Raw genomic sequence first — 24,649 nt, 5'->3', positions numbered from 1 at the left:
TAGGACAGTTTCTGTCGTTAGGTGCTTAACTAAGCCCTCTTGCCCGACCATTTTGGTCGGGCTTTTTTATATCTATAACTCAGTGAGCCTCGCCTCTTCTTAGTCCGCCCCGTAGAAGACACGAGTAATGCTTATCTGGTTACGAAGTAACACCTTCGCGAACCCGCTCAGCGAAGCGGACTGATGCATAAGCTAATGCAAAAAAGATAAGAAAACCCCAACCAATAGGCATCAAGTTTCCATTCAAAAAACTATCAACGATAAGGGCAACGGGCACCGAGAACAAGCTCGAAAAACAGCCAATAATAGCAGCGCCCAACCCCGCCATTTCGCCTAGTGGCTGCATTGCCATAGCGTTTAAATTACCAAACAAAATACCTACAAAGAAAAAACCGACGAACATAACGGCAACGGTAGGAATTAACGGTGGCAGCCCGTCGTATACGAACAGCAGCGCTAAATACACCACCGCAAACCCATTTACACCTTTTAGCGCAAATCGACACAGCTTGCGCATACCAAAACGCATAACCATTTTACCGTTAAAGTACGACGCCAGCCCGATAGAAAAAGCAAGCGTAGCGAAGATATAAGGGAACCACTCACCTACATCATAAAACACCGTAAAGATGGTTTGTGATGCACTTAAATACGCCAAGAAAGAGCCAAAAATACAGCCCATTGCAAAGGTATAACCCATAACTTCTGGGTGGGTTAGAATAAACTTTGATGATTTAAAAAAGTGTGCCCGCGAGAATTTTCTGCGCTTTGCACGAGGCAAGGTTTCGCCTTGGCGAGAGAAGAACCAAATTCCTGCCATAGTGGCTACGACAAGAAACAACGTAAAGATATGAAACCAAGATGTTAGTTCCATTACGGTTTGACCAATTATTGGGGCAAGCATGGGCACTAAAATAAATACCATCATGATAAATGACATGACCTTTGCCATCGCATCACCCACGTACAAATCGCGTATAATCGCCATAGATGCTATGCGAGGGCCAGACACCCCAAAAGCCTGGATAACGCGCCCCATCAGCATGGTTTCTAAATTAGATGCAAGCATACAAACAAACGTACCTAAGGCAAAAATGCATAAGCCCACAAGTATTGTTAGACGGCGGCCACGGCTGTCTGAAAACGGACCGAAAAACATTTGCCCGAAAGCCATACCTAAAAAGAACACGGTCACAATCAAATGGGTATGATGTGCCTCTTGCACATTAAGTGACTCACCAATTTGGATAAGTGCGGGCAGCATAGCATCTATGCTGAGGGCAACCAGCGATGTCATGGTTGCCATTAACGCAACAAATTCAACAAGGCCAAGGGCGGGCTTTTGCACAGCTGCCGTATCTTCAGATACGCCATTAGATGTCTGGGGCATAAAGTCTCGAATATGAAATTAAGTGTGGGAAAGTAAAAAGGCGCGAAATAATCGCGCCTATATAAGTGTACCTGAAATTTGGTTAAAAAGCCGCCAGCACGAAGAAATCTTGTCTTAAATACTGGGGCGTTTAACGGGTACTATTCAGTGGTAAGACCGGCTTTCACCGCATCGTCCTTTGAAGCAGGTTTCAAATACTGATTCAAAAACATATCCATTTCTTTGAAGAATAGGTGCCGATTACGCTGAATAGATAAAAAATGATCGCCACTTTCAAGTTCAACATATTTAAAGACTTTATCGTTATCTTCCAATTCATCTGCCATGTAGCGACTATGTAGAGGCGGGACTATGCGATCTTCCTCTCCATGCACTAGCAAAATAGGGATCTTGACGTACAAAAAACAATCCATGATATTTTACTCTGCCAGGTGTTAGCGCAAATATTTGATCTCTCATCGTAGTTTGGGGATACAAAACGCAATTGTGGTATCATTAACCGCGTTCACAATACGGACTTTACTATCAAGCGGTATGCTTCTTAGCCCAGCGTTATCTTAAGGATTTAGCCTTTTCATGCCTTCAATTTGGACCGGGCTTGCCAGTTTGCAAGACCCACTTTTCCGACAGTTTATGTTGAAAACATTCAAGACTCATTTGGTTTTGATGTGCGGCGTACTGCTTTCGCTGATCTGTACGTTAGCATCGACCGCGCAAGCGCAAGAGGGCATTTCCTATAATATTCAAGGCGTAAAAGACGATAAGCTACGCAACAATATTCGGCTTCACTTGAACAGCCTCGATGTTGAAAAAGCACTACTTACTGACCCATATTGGCAAGGGGAAGTGAGCGATACAGTGGCAACAGCACTTCAGCCGTATGGCTATTACAACAGCGAGACTAACGTTGTTATCGATGACGGCGACAAGGTTACGGTTAATGTTTCGTTAAACGCCCCCCTAACCATTAATAAAGTGACCCGTGAAATTATTGGGGCAGGGCGTGAAGATAAAGAATTTAGAGAGCGTTTTAACGCACTTAAGCTTAAAGAAGGCGATGTACTCAATCAAACCATCTATGAATCGTTTAAGTCTTCGATGTTTAACTATGCCCTTTCCAACGGCTATTTTGACTTTTATTGGCAGGCTACCCGACTTGATCTAGTGCGTGGTGCGAAGCAGGCAAACGTACTGTTAATTGCGCAAAGCGGGCCTCAGTACCAGTTTGGTGAACTCAAAATCGTCGGCGAAGACAAAGCAAAAGCCATCATCAGTCGCCTCAAACCATTTGAAACCGGAGACGCTTATTCATCAGCAGTGTTGTCTGATTTCAATCGGCGATTGAATCAATCTGGGTATTTCAATCGTGTGATAGCCAGGCCGGTAGTGAGTGACGCTGAGGGTTTACGTGTACCTGTTGAGGTGTCACTACAGCACAGGCCTACCGACGCATTTAATGTGTCACTTGGCGCGGCCACCGATACCGGCCCGCGGGTCAGACTTGGCTGGGAGCGCCCTTGGGTAAATGACAAAGGGCATTCGGTATCATCGGATATCTTTATATCTGAGCCCGAACAGTCAGTTACCGCCGACTACCGCATTCCCATGAAAAACATCACTCGTGATTACGCCAGCATTGAGGCGGGTTACCAATTTATTGAATACGCCAACACGTCCTTTGAAAGTGAAACCCTTTCGTTGTCTGCCCACCGCTACTGGCAAAAAAACGACTCGCCATGGCAGCACGATGGTTCGATAACTTACCTTAGAGAAACCTACGACCAAGGGGAACTTAGCACCAATACCACGTCACTGGTTTTACCGGGGTACTCGTTAACCTATCGCAATAAAGACAGCGAGCTTAACATCAGCAACGGCAGCTACATTCAAATGCTTGCACAATATGGCAAAGAAGGCTTTGGCTCTGACATCGACTTTGCTAAAGCGGTAGTAGAGGCTACGTTGATACGCACGTTTAACGATGTACATAGAATATCCTTACGCGGTGAAGCAGGCGCTATTAAAACCAACAGCTTCGATGAAGTGCCCACCTCTTTGCGTTTCTACGCTGGGGGAGACCAAAGCGTTAGGGGTTTTGACTATCGAGAAATATCGCCCACCGCAGATGTTATCGACCCCGAAACCGGTGAACTTGTGACCGATTCAATAGGCGGAAAATATTTGCTTACCACAAGCGTGGAATACGCCTATCGCGTAGCCGATAATTGGCGCGTCGCGGCATTTGTTGATGCCGGTACCGCCACCAACGACACCAGTACAACACTAACCTATAGCGTTGGCCCGGGTGTCCATTGGCTTTCGCCAATCGGCCCCGTTCGTCTTTATGTTGCAAGGGGGTTTGCCCCCGATGAAAATACATGGCAGTTACATATCATGCTGGGGCCTGAGCTATGAGAAAACGCACAATATCGGCCATTTTACTCTCACCTATTCTTTTGCTGGTAGCCGTATATGCGCTGCTAATTAGCCCATTAGGCGGCCCAACCGTTAAGCTTGTAGCCAACACTTTTGTAGATAACTTGTCTATCGATGCGATAGACGGCGGCTTTGCCGACACGCTTGAAGTACACAACGTTCAGTGGGAGAACCCGCAATGGAAAGTGTCAGCCCAATACGCCTATATCGATGTAACATGGCGCTGCCTGTTTGAACCTAAAGTGTGCGTTAATGAACTCACGCTTGAAAATGCGACGTTAACCCAACTTGCCTTAGCTCCAGAAGCGCCAGACGAAACCGATGCTAACGATGAGTTTGCTTTGCCACTTCCCATCGAAGTCGAGTACTTAGCGTTAAGCAATATTAAGCTTGCGCTACTCTCCACTGTGGTCGAAATTGATAAACTAGAACTCGTCGACTTTAACGGTAATGAGGCACTTTCACTTGATAGTTTAGCGACGAAAGGGGTAAAGGTAGCGCTTGTAGAGCAAGGCATAGATTCACCATCGACATCACCGGCTAACGCCCCTAACACGCCACCCAAGAATCAGAAAAACGCAGAGCCAGAAAAGGTAAAAGACAGCCCTTTGCCTACGTCGTACTCATTGACCTACGATGTACCACAGTTACCTACAATTACATCACCGATTCCTTTTTCCCTCGGCACCTTATTAGTTGAAGACTTACAAGTTATACAGGGTGAAAGTATCGAACGAGTGGCGCTTATCTCGCTTTTGCAAACCCGTTTTAAAGGCAGCGAAATAGCGGTTGAAGAAATGACAGTGGTGCATGAAAAAGGGGAGCTTAGAGGGAGCGCAAGTGCCACACTTAAAGACAATTTCCCGCTCAATGCCAAAATTAAGGTTAACACTCAATTTGATGATGCGCCGCAAACACTCGTTATGGATGCATCCGGTGCTGCAGACGACCTCACGCTATCGGTTAGTGCCACAGGAGCGATTAGCGCTGATGCCAATTTAAAAACCAATATTCTCGACGAAAATTTACCTATTGAGTTCACCACGAATTGGCAAGAGCAGGCTATACCAACCATGGAAAATGCCCTGTTAAAAGAGGGGCAACTATCCCTTTTTGGCACCATGGGTGATTACCAGCTTCAAGGTAATGGCGCGGCAACGCTGCCCGACCTTGGCAATATCCCCGTATCGTTAGATGTGGTACTTAAAAAGAATAATATTTATGTTAACCAGGCCAATATCAGCGCACTGGAAGGAAGCTTAGCGAATACGGGAACGCTGTATTTAAATGAGACTATCGCCTGGGAAGGCAAAACCACCTTAACGGATGTGTCAGCGCAACAATTCAGCACTTATGCCCCTCAACAGCTAAACGGCGAAATTGACAGTATTTTGCAATATTCCGAGCGCGGCGGCCTGCACATGAGCTTAAGAAATTTAAACATTTCAGGTGTACTACAAGGTAAGCCGCTTCAAGTAAAAGGCAATGCAGTATATGCAGGCCCGAGCGACTTATTCGTTACCAACGTCAATATCATCCAAGAAGACGAGCAAGAAAAAAATACCATTCGTGCTATCGCTCAGGTTTTAAATAAGCGTCATTTAAATGCAGATATTGATATTAGCGTTAATGCCATCAATAGCCTTTACCCTGATGTGACCGGCGCCGTGAATGGCAATATCAAAGCGTCAGGGCCTTGGCAAAACCCTCGCGCAAACGGTGCGCTAGCGCTTTCTGAGATCACCGTGTCTCCTAACGTAAATGCTTCAGCCGCTCAGCAAGGGCCGTTAAACGGGAACGTTGCCATAGACGGCACCTATAAAGATCATCACGCTGAGATTGACCTTGCCGTACCTGATAACAACATAGCCCTTAGCCTCAAAGGGGCGTGGACTAATAGCCACTGGATTGGCGAAATTAGTGATACCACGTTAAAGCTTGCCAATATGCAGTGGACATTATCAAGCCCGTTTAGCCTAGATATCGGCACAGCCCCCGTCACGGCAAAGATAGGCAGGCACTGTTGGACTTCCCGCAGAGAAGGCGAATTGTGCGTATCAAACGTTAACTATCAAGAAAGTAAGGCCAGCTGGGACATTAGTGCCTCATCCTTACCGATAGGCCTATGGGCCAATGAGCTGGCACCCACCATGGTTTCAAGCCCCTCCAAAGCTACCCTTAGTATAAAAACAAAAGGGAGTTACTCACAGCAAGACCCTATAGACGCCACGTTTACGGCGTCAATGAGTGCTGCCCCTTGGCAGCTGGGTGAAACCAGACCGCTAACCCTTACCATTAACTCAATCGAGACGACCGGTAAGATTAAACAAGGGCAATTAGCGTCAACCTCACTGATTTCGAGTCAAGACATTGGTGATGCTACGCTAACCCTAAATACACGACCATTCGACGAGCAAATCCCTCTTGATGGAAAGCTGGTCATGGAAGGACTAAATGTAGCACCGTTTAAGCCACTTTCTCCTGCTATTAGAACGCTTACAGGCTTACTCAACGGCAACATTACACTTAGTGGCTATGTTGACGACCCATCGCTGAACGGTGAGCTTACTGTTTCAAACGGCGCTATCGATATACAAGATACCCCAGTCACCCTCGCTGACTGGAACCAAAAAGTGGTGCTTAACGACCAAACCGCCTCGCTAGACGGAACCTTTGTATTGGGCGGCGGAAAAGGTACGCTAAAAGGGGAACTGGATTGGTCGTCTACCCCAAGCGCCACCTTCAATTTAAAAGGCAACGGCTTTGAAATTAGACAGCCCGACATTCGTCTTAAAGTGTCGCCTAATATTGACATTGCCGCGACGAAAGAAAAGGTCGATGTGAACGGCGAGGTCAACATACCGTGGGCGCGAATTGAAATTGAGTCGCTTCCAGAAAGCGCAGTGTCGCCGTCTAAAGATGTCCACCTGCGGGGTGAACCGGATAGAGAAGAGCCGCTAGATATCGTGCATGCGTCGGTGCTTGTAAACATCGATAAAAACAAAACCGAAGAGGTAAAACTTGAGGCGTTTGGTCTTACCGCCAGCTTGTTCGGCGGCATACGAGTGAATACGCAACCAGCGTTAGTTGGCTATGGCGATCTACAAATAATAAATGGCCGCTATAATGCCTACGGACAGCAATTGATCATCCAGACCGGTGAAGTGCAGTTTAACGGCCCTATCGACCAACCGTTGCTACTGGTAGAGGCCATACGCGACCCAGCTAAAACTGACGACGATGTCATAGCCGGAATTCGTATTGACGGCGCGGCTGACGCCCCCAGTATAAATTTGTTTTCTGAGCCCGCAATGGACCAGCAGGGCGTATTGTCATACTTATTGACCGGTTCGGGCCCTAATTCGGGCACCCAAGACCCTAACTATGCTGCACTGCTATTGGGCTTTGGGCTTTCTAATACAGAAACTCTGACAGGGCAGGTAGGAAGTGCGTTGGGCATTGATGAATTCAGCTTAAGTACCAATGAAAATATGCTCTCGGTCACTGGGCAAATTAACGACCGCTTATCAGTAGAATATAACGTAGATGTAGGCTTAAGTAATAATGATGCTAACAGCACCCTACGACGCAGGCAGTTACCGCCAGACTTAGCGCTAAAATATCAGCTGCTTCCAAGCCTTTACTTAGAGGCGATTCAAACCACATTAGAAGACCAGTCGGAGTTTGCTTTAGATCTCTACTATGAGTTCTTCTTGGGCGATAACAGAACCGATAGACCCCGTAATGACGTTGAAGACGACAATGGCGCTGATGAGGCTGATGAGGCTGATAAGGAGAGTGAGCCCGTAGAGCAAAGCCAAAAGAGCAACGCTACCTCGGATGGCAACACCCCTAACGCAAGCCCAAAAGACTCATTGTTTTGAGCTTAAACAGCGCCTAGGGGCAGCCTTTAGTGCTGCTGCGCTATAGCTTCCAACTTTTTGAGCTGTCGCTCAAAGCGTTTTTGTCTATTGTGTGCCCATACATACCAAATTAGCATACCAATACTCATTGATGTTACTACGATGATTAATTTGGTCACCTTTTCTGGCGCAAGGTCTCCAAAAAAGTAGCTTTCCAATATGAAAGCGAACCCAAAAACTATGGCAATCCATGTTGAATGCTTGGTCATGAACGCTATCTTTACATTGTTCTTGACCTGCTTTGTTAGCTGCATTAAATGATCAGCAGTTTGGCTATCTTTGTAAAACGCTGCCACTCTTCTTAACCATAATTGATAAACAAGCAGTGGAAGCGATGTAGCCAGCATAAAGACAAACATCATTTGTGCTACCAGCGACATATTTCCCCAATATTTCGCAAGAATATAAATAGCAGGAAAAACCATCAAAGAATCCATCACCATATAGCAACGCTGTTTTTTTCTTTCGCTGCTAAGGTTGGCTTTTACTTCCTCTAGGTTAATAGCGGTAACAGGCTGAGCTTGCCAAAGGGCTAAAAGACTATCGTCTTGCTTTTCGTCTGTTCTAACTGACGGTGTCTTTTGTTTCTCTTTATCTGCGTTATGCATGAGGTTGCTCCTGCATGATACTTTGTTTGGCGCGCTTTAAAATAACGCCAACATGGTTTTTGGTAAGGCCGCACACCTCTGCAATTTCATCGTAACTTAGGCCCTCAAGGGAAAGCGTAAGCACTTGCCGTGGCTGCAAAGGTAACGCCCGTACAGCACGTAATAAACGCTCTAATGACTGGTGCTGACTCGATACTTCCTCGGGAGAGCGAACCTGGCTTACAAACCCATCTGAGCCCTTATCGTCTTGATCGTATTGATGGGTATCGAGGCGCTTCACTTGATTTGCTACGTGGGTTACCGCGCGGTTGTGAGCTATCTTTAATATGTAGGTTTTCACGCTGCTGTCGCCCTTAAAGCGAGACAAGCCCTGCCATACGGCAATCGCAATTTCTTGCAAGAGCTCTTGCTGCATTGCCTCGTTTGCCTCATAGCTATTGGCTACGCGGCTTAGCAGTGCGCCGTGCTTTGCAAAAATATCGTCAAAACCCTGCCCCAACGTCATATCCCTAATCAAAAAAACTGTTGTTATTTTATTATGTTACTTTTATCAGTCTGCGTTCTCTGGCTTTTATTACAAACTTTTTTCTTAAACGCTGTAATTTTTTTGCGCACCTCATGACTACGAGTAATAGAGCGTGCTTTAACGTGAAGCTATAAAAAGTGGTGAAATAGCAAGAAACACAACGCATGCTCTTTACGTTAATCCGTTTGGCACTAGCGGGCCTTTACAAAGGGCCTTAAAAATTCGATGGGAAAAACACTATGTCTACATTAAGTTTAGTTTTGATAATTGGCAGTATCACGTCGCTTGTACTCTTGGCCAGCTACCTAGATGCAAAATTTCAGTGGCGATTAAACGACTGGATGAACGGAGAGTGTAGTAACCCGTTCGTAAAAAGCGTGACCGACAAACAGCAACAGCGTTTAGAAGAGAAAGACGCACAAATTCAAGCCCTTACGGCACGGATTGAAACCCTTGAAACCATAGTGACCGAGCCCGCGTACGAGCTAAATAGAAAAATAAATGCGTTAAAGTAAGCCGAGTTAACTGCCGCTTTACCGCTTTACCGCTTTATCAATGCTGGCGTCGCGCTAACTGGCCACAGGAGGGCGACGCATAAAGCGTGGTACTTTTCCCATGGCAATCGCATTACCTATAAGCACGATAATCACGCCGATTACAGACAATGTACTCCACGTATAACCTTCAAAGAACGTTGAAATAACCAGCGCAACCATAGGGTATACCAGCACAACATAGGCAGCCTTGTCCGCGCCCATTTGTTTTAAAAGCTTCATATACGCCCCAAACGCGAATACTGAGCCAAAGACCGCTAGGTACAATAGTGATAAATAAAAGGCGGTATCGGTTGGAATAATTAGCTCACCGGGCATCGCCAAAGAAGTGATAAAGAGCAGCACCATGGCATAACTCATTGCATAGAAGTTCATTTGGATCACGGGCGTTCCCGAAGTCAAAATACGTTCTGAAATGACATTGCCCGTTGAAGCACAGAAAAAACTCACAAACGCTATGGCAAGACCAGTAGCAAGAGCAGCATCCATCGTTACCTTGGAAAACTCAGGCACAAACAAGCATATAATGCCTGCTAGACCAAACGTCGCGCCAATAACTACTTCTTTTCTAATAGGCTCTTTTAGCCACCAGCGACGAAGCACCACGTTAATATAAATAATGCAGGAGCTCATCAACGCTAACAGCGCGCTGATAATGTGTGCCTGTGCCATATACAGCAATGTGTAGTTTAAACTGTAGAGAAATAGTCCGACGGCAGCCATTTTTATGTGAACATGCAACGGCAGCTTAAGCGGTAAACGTCTTATTACGCAATAGGCGCCCAAGCAGGCTGACGCCAAAAGATAGCGCAGCGCAATAGCAAAGGTTTCAGAGGTGTGCCCAATTTGGTAAGTAATAGCAATCCAGGTAGAACCCCAAATTAAGCAACACAATGCAAACAGCGTAGCGTTATTCATATCGCCATTACTTCCCTAAAAATGTCGCTAGATGTGCAAGGGCTGTATCAAGCAGTTTTTGTCTTGCTCCATTGCCAACCCACGCATTGTGAGGGGTTACCAGCAAGTTTGGTAACGATTCTTTTAGCAACACATGGTCAGCAGGTGGTGGCTCAACGCTTAATACATCAAGCCCAGCACCGCCTATTTTGTTATGTTTAAGCGCATGGTATAACGCCTGTTCATCAATAAGCCCGCCGCGGGCGGTATTAATAAGAAAGGCGGTTGGCTGCATTAGCGATAAGGTATCGGCGTTAATGAGTTTATCGGTATCTTCTGTAAGTGGACAGTGAAGACTTACTACGTCTGCGTGGGTTAATAGAGAAGCTAGGCTAGGGCGGGGATCATCTTTTTTGCCGGGACGAGCAGCAATACTTACTTTCATACCCATAGCTTTGAACAATGCTTCTACACGCTTGCCCAGCTCGCCATGCCCTACAATCACCGCATGTTTACCCGCAAGCTCCACCACGGGGTGGTTTAGCAAACAAAAGTGTGAGGATGCAGACCACGCCTGATTGCGCACATCTTGCTGGTAAGCCACAAAGTTTGTGGCCAAATTAAGTGCCAAGGTCAACGTGTGCTGGGCAACACTGTCAGTGCCATAGCCTTCAACGTTTTGCACAGTAATGCCTGCTTGTTGGCAATAGTCGATATCGATATTGTTCATACCTGTGGCTGTTACGCCAATATAGCGAAGCTTTTTTGCCTGCTGCAGATCTTTAGCTTTCAACACAACCTTGTTAACGAGCAATGCATCGGCAATGCGAATACGCTCAGCGACGTCGGCGTTTTGGGTTTGCTGATATAAAGTAACGTTGGCATCAAGATTGTCGAGTGCGCGAGTATCAAGGCTGGACAAGTCCATCGTTTCTGCGTCTAGAAAGACAACTTTGTTCATCAACGTATTATCGTTATTGCATGCCGCTACTTTCGTCATTCCAGCGCAACCTACATGACTTCAACGATGGATTCCAGCGCGGTTTTAACACTCACCGGAATGGGGATAGCTTTGTCAGATTTTCGGTCGACAAACACATGCACAAATTGGCCATGCGCCACTCGGCGCTTGTTGTCACCCGCATAAACAGACAAACCGTATGTCACCGAACTCCTGCCAATTTTTATAACGCGCAGACCCACAAAAATATCCTCTGGATACGCTGCTGGGGCGATGTATTGACATTGACTGCTCACCACATATGCCACTGTTTGCCCGTTATGAATATCTAACCCACCTTCATCAATTAAAAAGCGGTTCACTGCAGTATCAAAGAAGCCATAATACACAACGTTGTTAATATGTCCGTAGACATCATTATCTTGCCATCGCGTAGCTATCGTGACTCTATAAGGGTAGTCTGCAAGTGTTGGTGTAATATCAGTCATGATTATCTCTTTGCGTTATGCGTTTTCACGGTTTCGTTGATATCGATATTTAACGGATCATGGCACCCGTTGCGCGTTAAAGATAGATACTTCTGGGCTGTTCACGCAACTGCCGTAAATTAAACATTGTTAGTTCGGTAGACCGTATTAATACAGCACCATATCGTCGCGATGAATTGCGACATCACTCGTTTCATAACCTAACACACTGGCGATATCTTTCGACTTTTTACCTTTTATGAGGGATAAGTCTTTTGCGTTATAGAGGCAAAGCCCTTTCGCTATTATTTGGTCTTCGCACATCACTTCTACTGCATCACCTTGTTCAAAGTGACCCGTTACATCAATAATGCCAGAGGGTAATAAAGACGCTCCCCTAGCCACTAATGCCTGTTTTGCGCCGCTGTCTACTTCAATTTTCCCCGCCGTTTTAAGCGTATGGGTAAGCCATAAGCGACGAGCGCTTGCGGGTGAACTGCTTGCACTGAAAAGCGTGCCCGGTACCTTCCCCTCTAGCAACGCGTCAAAGGTTTCTCCTTTTCTACCATTTACAACAAGGGTTTGAATACCGCTACTAGTGCACTTATCTGCCGCCTCAATTTTCGTACGCATACCGCCTGTACCGACCGAAGTGCCAGCACCACCTGCAAGACTATAAATTGTACTGTCTATTTTATCTACCTGAGGAATAAGTGTCGCAGTGGCGTCTTTTCTGGGATCCGCAGTAAACAAGCCGTCGATGTCTGAGCAAATAATCAAGGTGTCAGCTTGGGCTACCAATGCGGTGTAGGCGCCCAAGTTGTCGTTATCTCCCACCTTAAGTTCGTTCACCGCTACGGTGTCGTTTTCATTCACAATGGGCAGCGCATTGTGATTCAGAATTTCTCGTAATGTGTTTTTGATATTGACATAGCGCGTTCTATCCCGCAGATCGTCAGCAGTTAACAATACTTGTGCGCAGGGAAAATCAAAAAAGCGCTGCCAGTTGGCCATCATTAAGGTTTGACCAATGGCCGCCATGGCCTGTTTCTCTGCAATTGACGCGTTGTGACGAACCTTCACTTTGCTTCTGCCGGCCGCGACACTTCCTGACGAAACCAAAATAACGTCTTTTCCAGCTTCCCGGCTGGCGGTAATAAACCGAGCGAGAGACAGTAAATAACGACCGCTGCATTCATTACCTTCTGGCGCAATGAGCGCGCTGCCTACTTTTATAACGGCACGTTGCCAACTAAAACGGTTCATGAGGGGAAAGAAAAAAAGAAAACAAGGGGTTAAGAATACGACAGTTAAAGCGCGAAACAAAACGTTCTGTTACAGTTTTTTTGCGTTAAAACATGGTTAGTTTACGGCCAAAAAATTGGATTGTGGTAAGCATGCTTATATACTTGACCACGTTATTTTATAACAATTTTAACTTACAAGTTGCAAGGAAACTGCATGAGCACCGCAAAACGACACTTATTCTGGCTAGCGCCAGTGTTGTCTATGCTGATTTCTCTTCCTAGTACCGCCGCTATAAAACAAACGAAAGGCGATTTTGAAGATAAATTCCGTCAGCTAGACGAAGTTCTACCTACTCCGAACGTTTATCGCAACGCGGCAGGTGAACCAGGTCATCAATATTGGCAACAGCAAGTAGATTACGATATCGATGTAAAACTACTTGAAGACCAGCGCCGTATTGAAGCAAGTGAAACCATTACTTACCACAATAACTCGCCAGATACGCTTAAGTACTTGTGGATTCAGCTTGATCAAAACAAGTTCCGTGATGATTCGATGTCAGCGCTTACTACCACCTTCGGTGGCATTGGCAACCGTGGTCCAGGTACACAAGCGGCTAGCGGCGATGCGCCAGCAAAGCTAAGCATGGGTGCACTGCGCCGCCAGCAGTTTGTTGACGACAATGAACTGGGCTACACCATTTCCCGCGTTGAAGATAAAGCGGGTAACGATTTGCGTCACACCGTTGTAGGTACGCTGATGCGTGTTGACCTTGCTAAACCATTAAAGCCGGGCAGCAAAGTTACCTTTGATATTGATTTCGCTTTCAACATTGTAGAGGAAGACGCCGTTTCAGCCCGCGCGGGTTATGAGCACTTCCCAGATGACGAGCGCGAAGGCGGCAACGACATTTTCTTGTTAGCTCAATGGTTCCCGCGTCTAGCCGCATACACAGATTACGAAGCATGGACAAATAAAGAGTTTATTGGCCGTGGTGAGTTCACGCTAGAATTCGGTAACTACGAGGTAGATATTACCGTACCTGCGGATCACATCGTATCCTCAACGGGCGTACTCCAAAACCCAAAAGACGTGCTTACTAAAACGCAGCGCGACCGTCTGAAAAAGGCCGAGACCGCTGATCGCATCGTATTCATCGTTTCTCCAGAAGAAGCCATTGAAAATGAAAAAGAGGGGACGACTAAGCTTAAAACCTGGACCTTCAAAGCGGATAATGTACGTGACTTCGCATGGGCTTCTTCGCGTAAATTCGCGTGGGATGCGCGTGGCTACCAACAAGGTGGCGACACTCAGCCATTAGTTATGGCGATGTCTTTCTACCCGAAAGAAGGTGGCGAACTATGGCAGAAGTATTCAACGGAATCGATCATCCACACTATGGATGTTTACAGCCGTTTTAGCTTCGATTACCCATACCCTGTTGCCCAGTCTGTAAATGGCCCGGTTGGCGGCATGGAATACCCCATGATCACCTTTAACGGCCCGCGTACTGAGCTTCGTGACGATGGTTCACGCACCTACTCCCTAGCTGAAAAGCGCTTCCTTATTGGCGTAGTTATTCACGAAGTAGGTCATATCTATTTTCCTATGACGGTAAACTCTGATGAGCGTCAGTGGACATGGATGGATGAAGGTCTTAACAGCTTCCTAGACGGCGTTGCCGGTCGTGAATGGGATCCAACTATTCCATGGGGTGTTGAGCCTCGCGATATTACAGGCTACATGAAGTCTCAAACCCAAGTGCCAATTATGACACAGTCTGATTCAGTACTTCGTTTAGGCCCTAATGCTTATACTAAGCCAGCGGTAGCACTTAACATTCTTCGTGAAACCATTCTTGGTCGCGAGCTTTTTGACTTTGCGTTTAAAGAATATGCGCAGCGTTGGATGTTCAAGCGTCCTACACCATCTGATTTCTTCCGCACCATGGAAGAAGCGTCAGGTGTAGATCTTGATTGGTTCTGGCGCGGGTGGTTCTATACTACCGATCACGTAGACATTAGCCTAGACAGCGTATATAAGCTGCGTTTAGACACTGAAGACCCAGATATCGACTTTGCTCGCGAACGCGAAGCGGAAATGGAAAAACCAAAGTCGCTTACCGATATTCGCAACAAAGAAGAAGGTAAAAAACTTTGGGTAGACCGCTTTGAAGATATCAGTGATTTCTACGACGAAAACGATCGTTTCACCGTAACTAACAAAGAGCGTAATAAGTACAAGAAATTCTTAAAAGATCTTGAGCCTTGGGAACGTAAAGCGTTCGAACGTGCGGTTAAAGAAGACAAAAACTACTACGTGCTAGATTTCAGCAACAAAGGTGGTTTGGTAATGCCCATTATCCTTGAACTAACCTTTGAAGACGGCACGAAAGAAGAAATGCGCATTCCAGCAGAAATCTGGCGTCGTACGCCTAAAGCCGTAAGCAAGCTTATTGTTACCGATAAGGACAAAGAGCTAGTGAGCGTAACAGTCGACCCGCACTGGGAAACGGCTGACGTAGACGTGGAAAACAACCACTATCCACGTCGTATCATTCCTTCGCGTATTGAAGCGTATAAGAATAAGCCGCGTAATACTTACGAGTACCGCGACCTTATGCACGATTCGAAAACCGAGCTAAAAACTGACGATGAGGAAAAAGATGACGAATAAGTTGTCTTTGACCCGCTTGCAGCAGAGCACTGATGCTCTGCTTGCCAGCGTTTGTGTAGTTGCTTTAACGGCTGCTTTATTAGTCAGCGTAACGTTCTACAGCACTGCCGTTCATGCTCATCAAATAAAAGCGGCCATCACCACAGTACTGTTCAACCCAAGAACAGAAAATATTGAAGTGATGCACCGTTTTAATTTGCATGATGCTGAGCATGCGGTAAAAGCCTTGTTTGATAAACACGCTGATATTATGGATGACGTGGACACGCAGCAACAATTTGCTGATTACGTTGCCCAGCACTTCGCGATTTTGAATGCTGAAGGTACACCGTTAAAGCTTGCCGATGTAGGTTTTGAAGTTGAAGGTAAACACTTTTGGGTTTACCAAGAAACCGCTGAACCGCCAGTGCTAGAAGGCATTAAAATTCGTCACGACGCTTTGCGTGACTTGTGGCCAAAACAGGTGAATACAATCAATGTAGAAGGTAAGGGCGACATTAAAACCTTAACCTTTGCTGATAGCGTAAACTTGCTGGAAGTTAGTTTTAAAAGCCAAAAAAGCGGCCATCACTAATACATAGCGGTATAAAATTATTAAAAGCCCACCCGCTTTCACTGTTGAAAAACTCTGAATGCTGGTGGCTTTTTTTTGTTGACGTATTCAAAGACTATCTTTCGATTGATTAATGCCCATTCTTCCTATTTTTAGTATTACCGTCGAATGTCAAAAACCATGGCCGCAACTTTCCATGTGAGACCGAAGTCTTATAGTGATTTTCGCAATCATGCACTATCTTGATTGTGGACAAACACGTTACTGAAACAGTTAATGAGGTACATCATGACCAATAGCGCTGCAACAACGTTGCCTTCACAGGTCAAGAAAACCCAATCAAGAAGCGAGCGTAGTGAGCGTAAAAAGCGCTCTGCGAAAGCGTTGGAGCGTGCCGAGCAAGCTGAAAACACCGAAGACTTACAAGATGCTAATGCGTCGATGAATACAAATCGCAACGTGTTTGCGGATAAGAAAAACGTGATGTGGGTGTTACTTAGTGGTGCCATGGCGCTGACCTTTGTCGTCATGCTATTTTTACCAGATACTGGCATGGGCGGCGGCCTCATATCCACTTATGCGGCGATGCTATGGTGTGGATTCTTTGGCGCATCGCTTTGGCGTTACAGATCGGCGAATGGCTGGGCGGGTTTTGCTTATGGAAGCGTAGTTGGCTTAATTATTCAGTTCATTTCTCAAATCATCTAGGGCAGGGTGACCACTACCTCTGTTTTTCGCACTGATTGCTTTAAACACCGACGGTGAACAAGTAGCCCTCGGGATATAACAACGCGTGCTGACGATAAGGTGAATCATACTTAATAATCACCTCTTTCCACGATCCAGAACCCTAATCTTTGAGTATCAAAACTATATTAATTTGGGGCATAGCGTTTCGTTTTTTGTACATGCCGTGATAAATATTCTAGTCTCGCCTTTTGACCAAACCTGAGTGAGTTTATGGCAGAGAAATCTAATGGTACTGATAACCCGACACCACGTCCCAGCAAAGCAATCCCTTCATCGCGACTTTCTCGCATAGGTCGTTTGGGCGCTTTGGCCGGGAAAATTGCGGGGAACGTTATAAGTCAAGGTGCGGGTCAACTCTTGCGGGGGGAGAAGCCTGCGCTGTCTTCGCTACTGCTTACGCCCAAGAATGTTTCAAACATTGCCGATCAACTTGCTAGTATGCGTGGAGCGGCCATGAAGCTTGGCCAACTAATATCAATGGATGCCGGTGATTTTTTACCTGAAGAGCTCGCTGTTATTCTAGGTAGATTGCGAGAAGACGCCGACCCCATGCCAAAAGATCAGTTGATAGAAACATTGAGCAAAGCGTGGGGTGAAAAATGGCAAGACGATTTGCTCTATTTTTCATTTGCGCCTGTTGCTGCCGCTTCCATTGGTCAGGTTCATAAAGTGATTACCATGGACGGCACTATTTTAGCGGTTAAAGTACAATACCCCGGCGTTAGAAGGAGTATTGATAGCGATGTTGACAATGTAGCTACCCTTATAAAATTAACGGGGTTAATTCCTAAGTCGCTTGATATCGACCCTTTATTGGAAGACGCCAAAAAGCAACTTCATCAAGAAGCGGATTATGAGCGCGAAGCTCAAATGCTCGATCGCTATCGTAAGCTGGTCCAAAATTGTAACGCCAACTTGCAGCTAGGCTCGGCCTTTGTTATTCCAAAAACCTACGCCCCCCTTACTACCGATACCGTGTTAGCAATGGATTTCATAGAGAGTCAAAAATTAGCGGCGTTGGAGCAAGAACCTCAAGAAATAAGAAATGCAGTAATGACGGCGTTAATGACATTATTTTTTAATGAAATATTCAACTTCAAGCTGCTTCAAAGCGACCCAAATCTAGCCAATTACCGATTTAAACCTGACACCAAGGAAATGGTATTGTTAGATTTTGGCGCCACGCGAGAGGTACCTGATGCGATAGCGACAGCGTATCAATCGCTGTTAAATAGTGCAGCTCAAAACGATAACGTTGGCATGCAGCAGGCGGCGTTATCAATTGGGCTGATTGATGACAGTCATTCTCAAGAGCAAATAGACGCCGTACTTAGTATTGGTATGGAAGCCTGTGAAGCTATTAGACACGAGGGGGCGTATGATTTTGGTCGAAGCGACCTTATCACCCGACTTCACGAAAAAGGCATGGCGCTTACCATGGAGCATAACTTCTGGCACACACCACCAGTAGACGCCTTGTTCATTCACAGAAAGCTTGGTGGCTTGTTCCTGCTGGCCAAACGATTAAAAGCGCAGGTGAATATGCAAAAAGCCGCTAGTGCATGGTTACAAAGCTGAGCGGCAAAAAGACTAATAAGGCAAGTCCATACTAAAAGGTAGTGCCATCTGCTCTTTACTTTTCGGAGGATTTCCAATCATTTCATCGTAAGGCGTATCATGCTTCATCACCGCTTTTTGAACGTGGCAGTGAGCAAAGGTTTCACGTATGTGGCCGGCACTAAAAAAGCGCATAGGCTTATCTTTCTTGTCGTAAAGCATGCCGCTTTGATTACCAATTGACAGATAGACCAGATACACATTCATTTCATAAGATTGAACTTCTAAGTATTCGATAGTCGTTGGCGTATCTTCTATATTCCGAAAATAAAATTTATGCATTATCTACCTCTTAAACACAGCGTACAGGTTTGTGCCTTCCACCTCGTTCTGCGGTAAATCGTTATCTCTATTCTACGCTACCAGCAAAAACACACTATCGATGAAAAAGCTTCCTATATACGCTAAACGAGGTTTTCGGGTTCATTTGATAAATTAAGAGGCCGTCTATGATTGCGATGCCGTACCGCATTAGCCAAAACAAGCAATGAAACCATTGATGACGCGCTGTATAGCGTTGCCGCCATGCCCATTCCAGAGGCCACCCACATAAGCGGAAACACAAGCAACCTTGGCCCTTCCAAGGCAAGCGCAACTTTCGCTTTAGACAGGATAAACCCATTTTGAATACTCATAGCCACCACGGTAGCAACCGCGACTAACTGATGTTCTATGCTCAAGCTAGTTATGTTTACAAGTAGGTAGGCCGTGATACACAGCATGATTACATATTGCAAAAGACTGTAGCGCTTTACGGCGAAGTGGAGCTTTGGGTGATATTGCTTAAATTTATTCACGCTTAATTTCCTGTAAGTGGCATAACGTACTTTCGCCCCCGTTTTTCTGTCAACATGCTCCTAGTCTGGTAGATAGCTGACACTTAAGGTTTACGAATCAACACATTAGTACATAAATAGGTTTTGTTAAACAATTGTTTCAAAAACACAGCACTTGTTTACATATTAAGGACACCCAAGCTCCGTCGAAATAAATAAATCCCTCTAATTTTCTGTTTAAACAAATCGAAAACTGACTTTTTCACGTTAAAAAGATGTTCTAAATAAGGAATTTGCAACGTTTGGGAACAATTCTCTTGATTGATTTTCTAAATTTAAGTGTTATGTCTGGTAGTATTATCCAAAGGATATTTTTTGTAGCGGAGTCATTATGAGCGAATCGTCAGAAAAGAAATCGTTAGGCCCACATTTTATTATTGTTGGCATTCTTCTTATCGTAATTCTGGCCGTAGTTTTTTGGCCCAGCGAAGATGAGCCAGAGACAGTTATCAATCCTGAGTCAGAAGTCACTGAGCCAGAGGTAACACCTTCCGAAGAACCGGAAATCTTTGAACCGTCTCAACCAGCACCTACCGTTGAGTTAGAAGAAAAAGATGAAGTAGAGCCACTTCCAGAACCTATGGAGCCAGACCCTGAACCACTTGATACTAGTGATCCAGCAGTAAAAGCCTCATTAGTAGAAAGCTCGTCTGCCGATGAAGAAACGGTTAATCGCATGCTGGTAAACGAAGGCCTCATTCAACGCTTCGTGGTATCAGTGACTAATTTAGCTAATGATGAGATGGCCCCTAACCATCAGTTGCTCACGCCTCCCGAGCAAAACTTCCGCGTATATTCTCAAGCGGGCAAACAATGGATAGATGCGGCAAGCTATAAACGATACACGCCTTATGTAGATATGTTGGAGTCATTTAATAATGAAGCGCTTCTCAATATTTACGGTATATACAAAGAAGATATCCAAGCTAAGTTTTCAGAAATTGGTAACCCCAACGAAGACTTCAACAAGGTGCTACTCCAGGCTATAGACCAACTTCTGGATACGCCTGAGGTTCCTGTTCCCGTTGAGGTATACACAGATTCCGTTGCTTATAAGTATGCTGATGAGCGTTTAGAGAACTTAAATGAACCTCAGAAGCAACTGCTTCGCACTGGCCCGGACAATATGCGCCGCATTAAAGCGAAACTTCGCGAATTAAAGGTTATGGTGGAAGCGCGTGGATCTAACTAGGTTTCAACAGCAATTGAAGGGCACGTCATCTAAAGCGCGCCCTTTACCTCCTGTTGAAAAGTGGAACCCCGACTTTTGTGGAGATATTAATCTTACCATTGCGTTAGATGGCCGGTGGTTTTATGAAGGAAGCCCTATTGGACGTGCAAGTCTTGTTCAACTTTTTGCATCCGTATTGAAACGGGAAGGGGACAGCTACTTTCTCGTTACGCCCGTTGAAAAGGTGGGTATCACCGTTGAAGACACGCCTTTCCTTGTCACGCAGTGGGAGAAGAAAAAAGACGAAAAAACAGGTGGCAATGTGTATCAATTCACAACACAAACCGGTGATGAGATAAGACTAGAAGCAGCCCACCAACTTGAGCTTAGGGTGCCGCCAAAGGCGATACAAGACCCACAAGCAACGCCAATCCCTTATATATGCGTTCGCAGGAACCTGTGGGCTAGGCTACATCAAAATGTTTATTATCAACTGCTTGAGAATGCCTCCGAGCAGCAAAATGATGGTCTCACATCTTTTTATATAACCTCGAATAGTCAACGGTTTGTACTTGGCGAAGTACCGAAATAGCAAAATACGCAAAAAAGACGCGAAAATAGATATAAAAGGTCACTCATCAGGGAAAAACCGCCGTTAGTAGCGCTTTGCTTTGCGTTATAACAACGGGTGAATTACATTCGATATAGTCTATAGAACAATCAACAAGAAGACCTATATCATGAATAAGCCTCTCATTTCGTTAGCAGTAGCCAGTGCCCTAATGTCAACGTCTCTGTGTGCAACCGCAGCAACGCTAATCCATGCGGGAAAAGCATTTACAGGCACCTCGAAACAACTTCAAGATAACATCACTATCATTGTCGATGGCAATACTATTTCATCCGTGAAGAAGGGGTTTATTCAAGCCCAAGAAGGCGACACGGTTATCGATCTGAAAGACTCAACTGTCATGCCAGGACTGATGGATATGCATGTGCATTTATCGTCGCAACATGGCGGGCCTCAAACCTATCTAGAACGATTTTCGCTGAATGAAGCTGACTACGCATTACGGGCAGCCAACTATGCAGAAATAACCCTCAACTCAGGTTTTACCACCGTTAGAAATCTTGGCGATGGTCATAATGAAACCGTTGCATTGAGAAACGCAATTACCAAAGGATACGCGTCAGGGCCACGCATTTATACTGCGGCCAAATCTATTGCGACAACGGGAGGACACGCCGACCCAAGTAACGGTATGTCGCACTTACTACGGCCTGACGTTGGCCCTAAACAAGGCGTGGCCAATGGCGAAGTAGAAGCCCGTGAGGCAGTAAGAGCCCGTTATCAAGACGGTGCAGACCTTATAAAAATTACCGCAACAGGAGGCGTGCTCAGTGTTGCTAAAAGTGGTCAGAACCCACAGTTTATGACTGACGAGTTAGAAGCTATCGTAGACACCGCGAAAGACTACGGTATGACAGTCGCGGTGCATGCTCACGGAAAAGAGGGGATGAAGCGAGCTATTGAGGCGGGTGTTGATTCCATCGAACACGGCACTTTTATGGATGATGAGATTCGAGCCCTTATGAAAAAGCATGGCACGTACTACGTACCGACAATTTTGGCCGGAAAGTTCGTTGCTGACAAAGCGAAAATCGACGGTTTTTTTCCTGAATTAGTTCGCCCAAAAGCCGCTGCCATCGGCCCTCTTATTCAAAATACTTTCGCTGAAGCACACAAAGCGGGTGTAAAAATTGCTTTTGGTACAGACAGCGGTGTGTCGGCCCATGGTGACAATGCTCAGGAATTTTCACTAATGGTAGAGGCGGGTATGAAACCTGCTGATGCATTACTTAGCGCGACGGTTAATAGCGCTAAGCTACTAGGTATTAGCGATATTTTAGGGTCGTTAGAGCAAGGCAAATTAGCTGATATTGTGGCAGTGCCCGGCAACCCGCTAGACGACATTACGCTTATCCAGAAGGTGTCTTTTGTAATGAAAGATGGTGTTATTTATAAGCAATAGAGACAATTTAGCAGTAGGGATTACATGGCACTCGGTAAAAAGGTTAAAGACAAAACCAAAAAGCTCATCGACTCTAAACATATGCTTAAAGGTATTACGCTAGCATCATTTTTAGAATCAACCATAGTGCCTATTCCCCTTGAAGCCGTCATGGTTCCCTTGATGCAGGCAAGACGTGAGTCGCTTTGGAAAGTCGCACTCATGGCAACGATTGGCTGCATAATCGGAGCCATATTTGGCTACGCCCTTGGTTATTACCTGTTTGATATGATTGGACAGTGGCTGATTGACACGTTTTTCAGCCAAGACCAGTTCGAGAATGTTAAACAGAACATGCAAAGCCAAGGCTTTTGGTTTGTTATGACGCTTGGTATTGCCCCTATTCCCTTTCAAGTTGCCATGCTTGCTGCAGGCGCAACCAAGTTTTCACTGCCTCTGTTTCTTTTAGCCACCGTTATAGCAAGAGCAATACGTTACTTTGGCCTTGCGCTTGTCGTGTATTACGCTGGGGATAAGGCCGAACAGCTCATTAAACGCTATAAAATGAAAGCGGTGATCGTTATCACTCTCGCCGTGCTTCTACTATGGTGGCTATCTAATGTAATAGCATAATTACAATCGCGCTTCGGGCCTTTCATCTAGCAATGCTTACCGCTTGATTAACAGCTTCTCTGAAACAGTAATTAATCGAATAGATTTTTTGAACTTTACATTTGATAATGATTCTTATTTGCATTAATGTAGTAAAAAACAGGAGGTGCTTTTATGAATACTCAGCGTCTATGTCCAGTCTACAAAAAGTGGCTGCAATTAAACCCTTCAGATGCACGTCAACATCGCCTTTCCATGCAGGCGCAGGCCCAAAAGGCGCGTCAGCAAGGCAGGCTAGAACACGCACGCGAGCTCGGTTACCAAACTTTTGAGGCTGCGAAAACCATTCTGTGCGCGCTGCAACCCATATCGGCTGACAAGGAGAGGACGGTTCAAGAAGATGTAATCGCATTTGGCACCGTGGGTATGTATCTGTCGTCCTTACTTACCGAAGCGCAAAGAAAACGAGAGGCTCATGCTATATTACAAGAATGTCAGCAGCAGTTAATCGCAATATTACCACTTCATGCTACCCGCCCATCAGTCTGCAAACTTATCGCAGCAATACAGCAAACCCTCGAGCATGTTTATTTACCCAACGAGGTAAGTCAGCCGATGTCTCAAGCACTTCATTAAGCGGAACGATAAAAAGGGGGAAAACAATGACACCAAACCAAAATTCAAATGACGAAGGATTTGTTTCACTGAACGTCAAAGCCTCAGTATTACAAAAAATGTTAAGCGGAGAAGTATTGCACATGACGGATATCCACTGCACTTGCGCTCGTAGTAAACGGGTTTTACAAAAGTTGTTAATACAAGCCGCGGCAAACAGCCCAGAAAGTTAACGTAAAAGCGGAACACAATTTGATACATCACTTGAAAGTAATCTATTAATTTTGCTAAAAAGTGATGAGAAGGAACTGTGAAAACTTCGTTTAAATGGAAGAAAGTGACAGCTAAAGCAGGGTATAGCGCAAAGACTGTTATGTACGTAATGCTTGGTGTCTTCATCCTGACTTCTGTACTGAACACGCTGAACCGTGAAAAAGCCTCCCAGTCCAATGTGTTTATTACATTAAAGCAGCAGCCCCTTGGTCAGATTTTCTTATGTATTCTTGTCATAGGCCTTGCGTGTTACGCCTTATGGCGCTGGCTTCAAATTTTTATTGAAGATAAATCAGAAGACGACAGTCTTTTTATTCATATTATTAATAAACTTTTTTTCTTTGTCTCAGGTGCTTTTTACTTTGCCGCAGCATATGCGGGAGGGAAAACCCTACTTAAAATACAAAGCAGCTCGTCTTCACAAGGAAGTAGTAAAGAAATTAGTGAGTACTTACTTCAGTACGAATGGTGCATGTTCCGGCCCATTCCGATCACCCATTTCGGTTCAATCCGATCACTGATTT

23 protein-coding genes are annotated in these 24,649 nt (G+C 45.4%); 13 read left to right on the top strand and 10 right to left on the bottom strand.

Annotation, left to right across the window (positions count from 1 at the left end):
• Window positions 1-139: 139 nt before the first annotated feature.
• The gene (locus JC525_RS10440; RefSeq protein WP_198815789.1) at window positions 140-1,390 is read right to left on the bottom strand and encodes a multidrug effflux MFS transporter; all 1,251 of its coding nucleotides are present in this window, start codon (window positions 1,388-1,390) and stop codon (window positions 140-142) included.
• Between the two features lie 140 nt (window positions 1,391-1,530).
• The gene (locus JC525_RS10435; protein WP_233095123.1) at window positions 1,531-1,791 is read right to left on the bottom strand and encodes a prolyl oligopeptidase family serine peptidase; all 261 of its coding nucleotides are present in this window, start codon (window positions 1,789-1,791) and stop codon (window positions 1,531-1,533) included.
• A 175-nt stretch (window positions 1,792-1,966) separates the two neighbouring features.
• Here JC525_RS10435 and JC525_RS10430 point away from each other — a divergent pair, with 175 nt between their 5' ends.
• On the top strand, window positions 1,967-3,805 hold the full coding sequence (locus tag JC525_RS10430; protein ID WP_198815787.1) for an autotransporter assembly complex protein TamA: 1,839 nt from the start codon (window positions 1,967-1,969) through the stop codon (window positions 3,803-3,805).
• Window positions 3,802-7,710, top strand: a complete 3,909-nt coding sequence (locus tag JC525_RS10425) for a translocation/assembly module TamB domain-containing protein (protein WP_198815786.1) — start codon at window positions 3,802-3,804, stop codon at window positions 7,708-7,710. The genes JC525_RS10430 and JC525_RS10425 overlap by 4 nt, the downstream gene beginning before the upstream one ends.
• 26 nt (window positions 7,711-7,736) lie before the next feature.
• Here JC525_RS10425 and JC525_RS10420 read toward each other — a convergent pair whose 3' ends face one another.
• Complete coding sequence (locus JC525_RS10420) at window positions 7,737-8,357, bottom strand: hypothetical protein (protein WP_198815785.1); 621 nt, start codon at window positions 8,355-8,357, stop codon at window positions 7,737-7,739.
• Window positions 8,350-8,856 (bottom strand): RNA polymerase sigma factor, encoded by a 507-nt coding sequence (locus JC525_RS10415; protein ID WP_198815861.1) that lies wholly within the window; start codon window positions 8,854-8,856, stop codon window positions 8,350-8,352. Before JC525_RS10415 ends, JC525_RS10420 begins: the two co-directional genes overlap by 8 nt.
• 266 nt (window positions 8,857-9,122) lie before the next feature.
• On the opposite strand from JC525_RS10415, the gene JC525_RS10410 reads away from it, so the two are divergent.
• Entirely contained in the window at window positions 9,123-9,398 is a 276-nt protein-coding gene (locus JC525_RS10410) for a hypothetical protein (protein ID WP_198815784.1), read from the top strand.
• A 54-nt stretch (window positions 9,399-9,452) separates the two neighbouring features.
• Here the strand turns inward: JC525_RS10410 and JC525_RS10405 are convergent, their stop codons facing one another.
• From JC525_RS10405 to proB, 4 genes are all read right to left on the bottom strand, one after another.
• Entirely contained in the window at window positions 9,453-10,355 is a 903-nt protein-coding gene (locus tag JC525_RS10405; protein ID WP_198815783.1) for a DMT family transporter, read from the bottom strand.
• 7 nt (window positions 10,356-10,362) lie between these two features.
• Window positions 10,363-11,295, bottom strand: coding sequence for a D-2-hydroxyacid dehydrogenase (locus JC525_RS10400; RefSeq protein ID WP_198815860.1), 933 nt, complete (start codon window positions 11,293-11,295; stop codon window positions 10,363-10,365).
• Window positions 11,296-11,345: 50 nt separating this feature from the next.
• Window positions 11,346-11,783: an acyl-CoA thioesterase gene (locus JC525_RS10395; RefSeq protein WP_198815782.1), complete on the bottom strand. Its 438-nt coding sequence runs from the start codon at window positions 11,781-11,783 to the stop codon at window positions 11,346-11,348.
• A gap of 147 nt (window positions 11,784-11,930) precedes the next feature.
• A complete protein-coding gene (gene proB, locus JC525_RS10390) occupies window positions 11,931-13,028 on the bottom strand; it encodes a glutamate 5-kinase (RefSeq protein ID WP_198815781.1) in 1,098 nt (365 codons plus the stop codon).
• A gap of 195 nt (window positions 13,029-13,223) precedes the next feature.
• On the opposite strand from proB, the gene JC525_RS10385 reads away from it, so the two are divergent.
• From JC525_RS10385 to JC525_RS10370, 4 genes are all read left to right on the top strand, one after another.
• Entirely contained in the window at window positions 13,224-15,686 is a 2,463-nt protein-coding gene (locus JC525_RS10385; RefSeq protein WP_198815780.1) for a M1 family metallopeptidase, read from the top strand.
• A complete protein-coding gene (locus JC525_RS10380; RefSeq protein WP_198815779.1) occupies window positions 15,676-16,260 on the top strand; it encodes a DUF6702 family protein in 585 nt (194 codons plus the stop codon). Before JC525_RS10385 ends, JC525_RS10380 begins: the two co-directional genes overlap by 11 nt.
• Before the next feature lie 267 nt (window positions 16,261-16,527).
• Window positions 16,528-16,947 (top strand): hypothetical protein, encoded by a 420-nt coding sequence (locus JC525_RS10375; RefSeq protein ID WP_198815778.1) that lies wholly within the window; start codon window positions 16,528-16,530, stop codon window positions 16,945-16,947.
• A 252-nt stretch (window positions 16,948-17,199) separates the two neighbouring features.
• Window positions 17,200-18,567: an ABC1 kinase family protein gene (locus JC525_RS10370; protein ID WP_198815777.1), complete on the top strand. Its 1,368-nt coding sequence runs from the start codon at window positions 17,200-17,202 to the stop codon at window positions 18,565-18,567.
• Between the two features lie 12 nt (window positions 18,568-18,579).
• On the opposite strand, the gene JC525_RS10365 is transcribed toward JC525_RS10370, so the two are convergent.
• Both JC525_RS10365 and JC525_RS10360 read right to left on the bottom strand, forming a co-directional pair.
• Window positions 18,580-18,888, bottom strand: coding sequence for a DUF6482 family protein (locus tag JC525_RS10365; RefSeq protein WP_198815776.1), 309 nt, complete (start codon window positions 18,886-18,888; stop codon window positions 18,580-18,582).
• Between the two features lie 122 nt (window positions 18,889-19,010).
• Entirely contained in the window at window positions 19,011-19,403 is a 393-nt protein-coding gene (locus tag JC525_RS10360; protein WP_198815775.1) for a hypothetical protein, read from the bottom strand.
• A gap of 370 nt (window positions 19,404-19,773) precedes the next feature.
• On the opposite strand from JC525_RS10360, the gene JC525_RS10355 reads away from it, so the two are divergent.
• From JC525_RS10355 to JC525_RS10330, 6 genes are all read left to right on the top strand, one after another.
• Window positions 19,774-20,634 (top strand): DUF3014 domain-containing protein, encoded by an 861-nt coding sequence (locus JC525_RS10355; protein ID WP_198815774.1) that lies wholly within the window; start codon window positions 19,774-19,776, stop codon window positions 20,632-20,634.
• Window positions 20,621-21,205, top strand: coding sequence for a DUF1285 domain-containing protein (locus JC525_RS10350; protein ID WP_198815773.1), 585 nt, complete (start codon window positions 20,621-20,623; stop codon window positions 21,203-21,205). Before JC525_RS10355 ends, JC525_RS10350 begins: the two co-directional genes overlap by 14 nt.
• A 148-nt stretch (window positions 21,206-21,353) precedes the next feature.
• Window positions 21,354-22,646 carry a metal-dependent hydrolase family protein gene (locus tag JC525_RS10345; protein ID WP_198815772.1) on the top strand — a complete coding sequence of 431 codons (1,293 nt, stop codon included), beginning with the start codon at window positions 21,354-21,356 and terminating at the stop codon, window positions 22,644-22,646.
• Window positions 22,647-22,670: 24 nt separating this feature from the next.
• On the top strand, window positions 22,671-23,258 hold the full coding sequence (locus JC525_RS10340; protein WP_198815771.1) for a YqaA family protein: 588 nt from the start codon (window positions 22,671-22,673) through the stop codon (window positions 23,256-23,258).
• A gap of 153 nt (window positions 23,259-23,411) precedes the next feature.
• Window positions 23,412-23,873: a hypothetical protein gene (locus JC525_RS10335; protein ID WP_198815770.1), complete on the top strand. Its 462-nt coding sequence runs from the start codon at window positions 23,412-23,414 to the stop codon at window positions 23,871-23,873.
• Between the two features lie 316 nt (window positions 23,874-24,189).
• On the top strand, window positions 24,190-24,649 hold a 460-nt coding region (locus JC525_RS10330), incomplete at its 3' end, for a DUF1206 domain-containing protein (RefSeq protein WP_332874101.1).

This window comes from Alteromonas sp. IB21, from assembly GCF_016405965.1.
Classification (GTDB): Bacteria; Pseudomonadota; Gammaproteobacteria; order Enterobacterales; family Alteromonadaceae; genus Alteromonas.
Note: the sequence above shows the minus strand (reverse complement) of the source record. Positions and strands in the feature narration are given on the sequence as shown.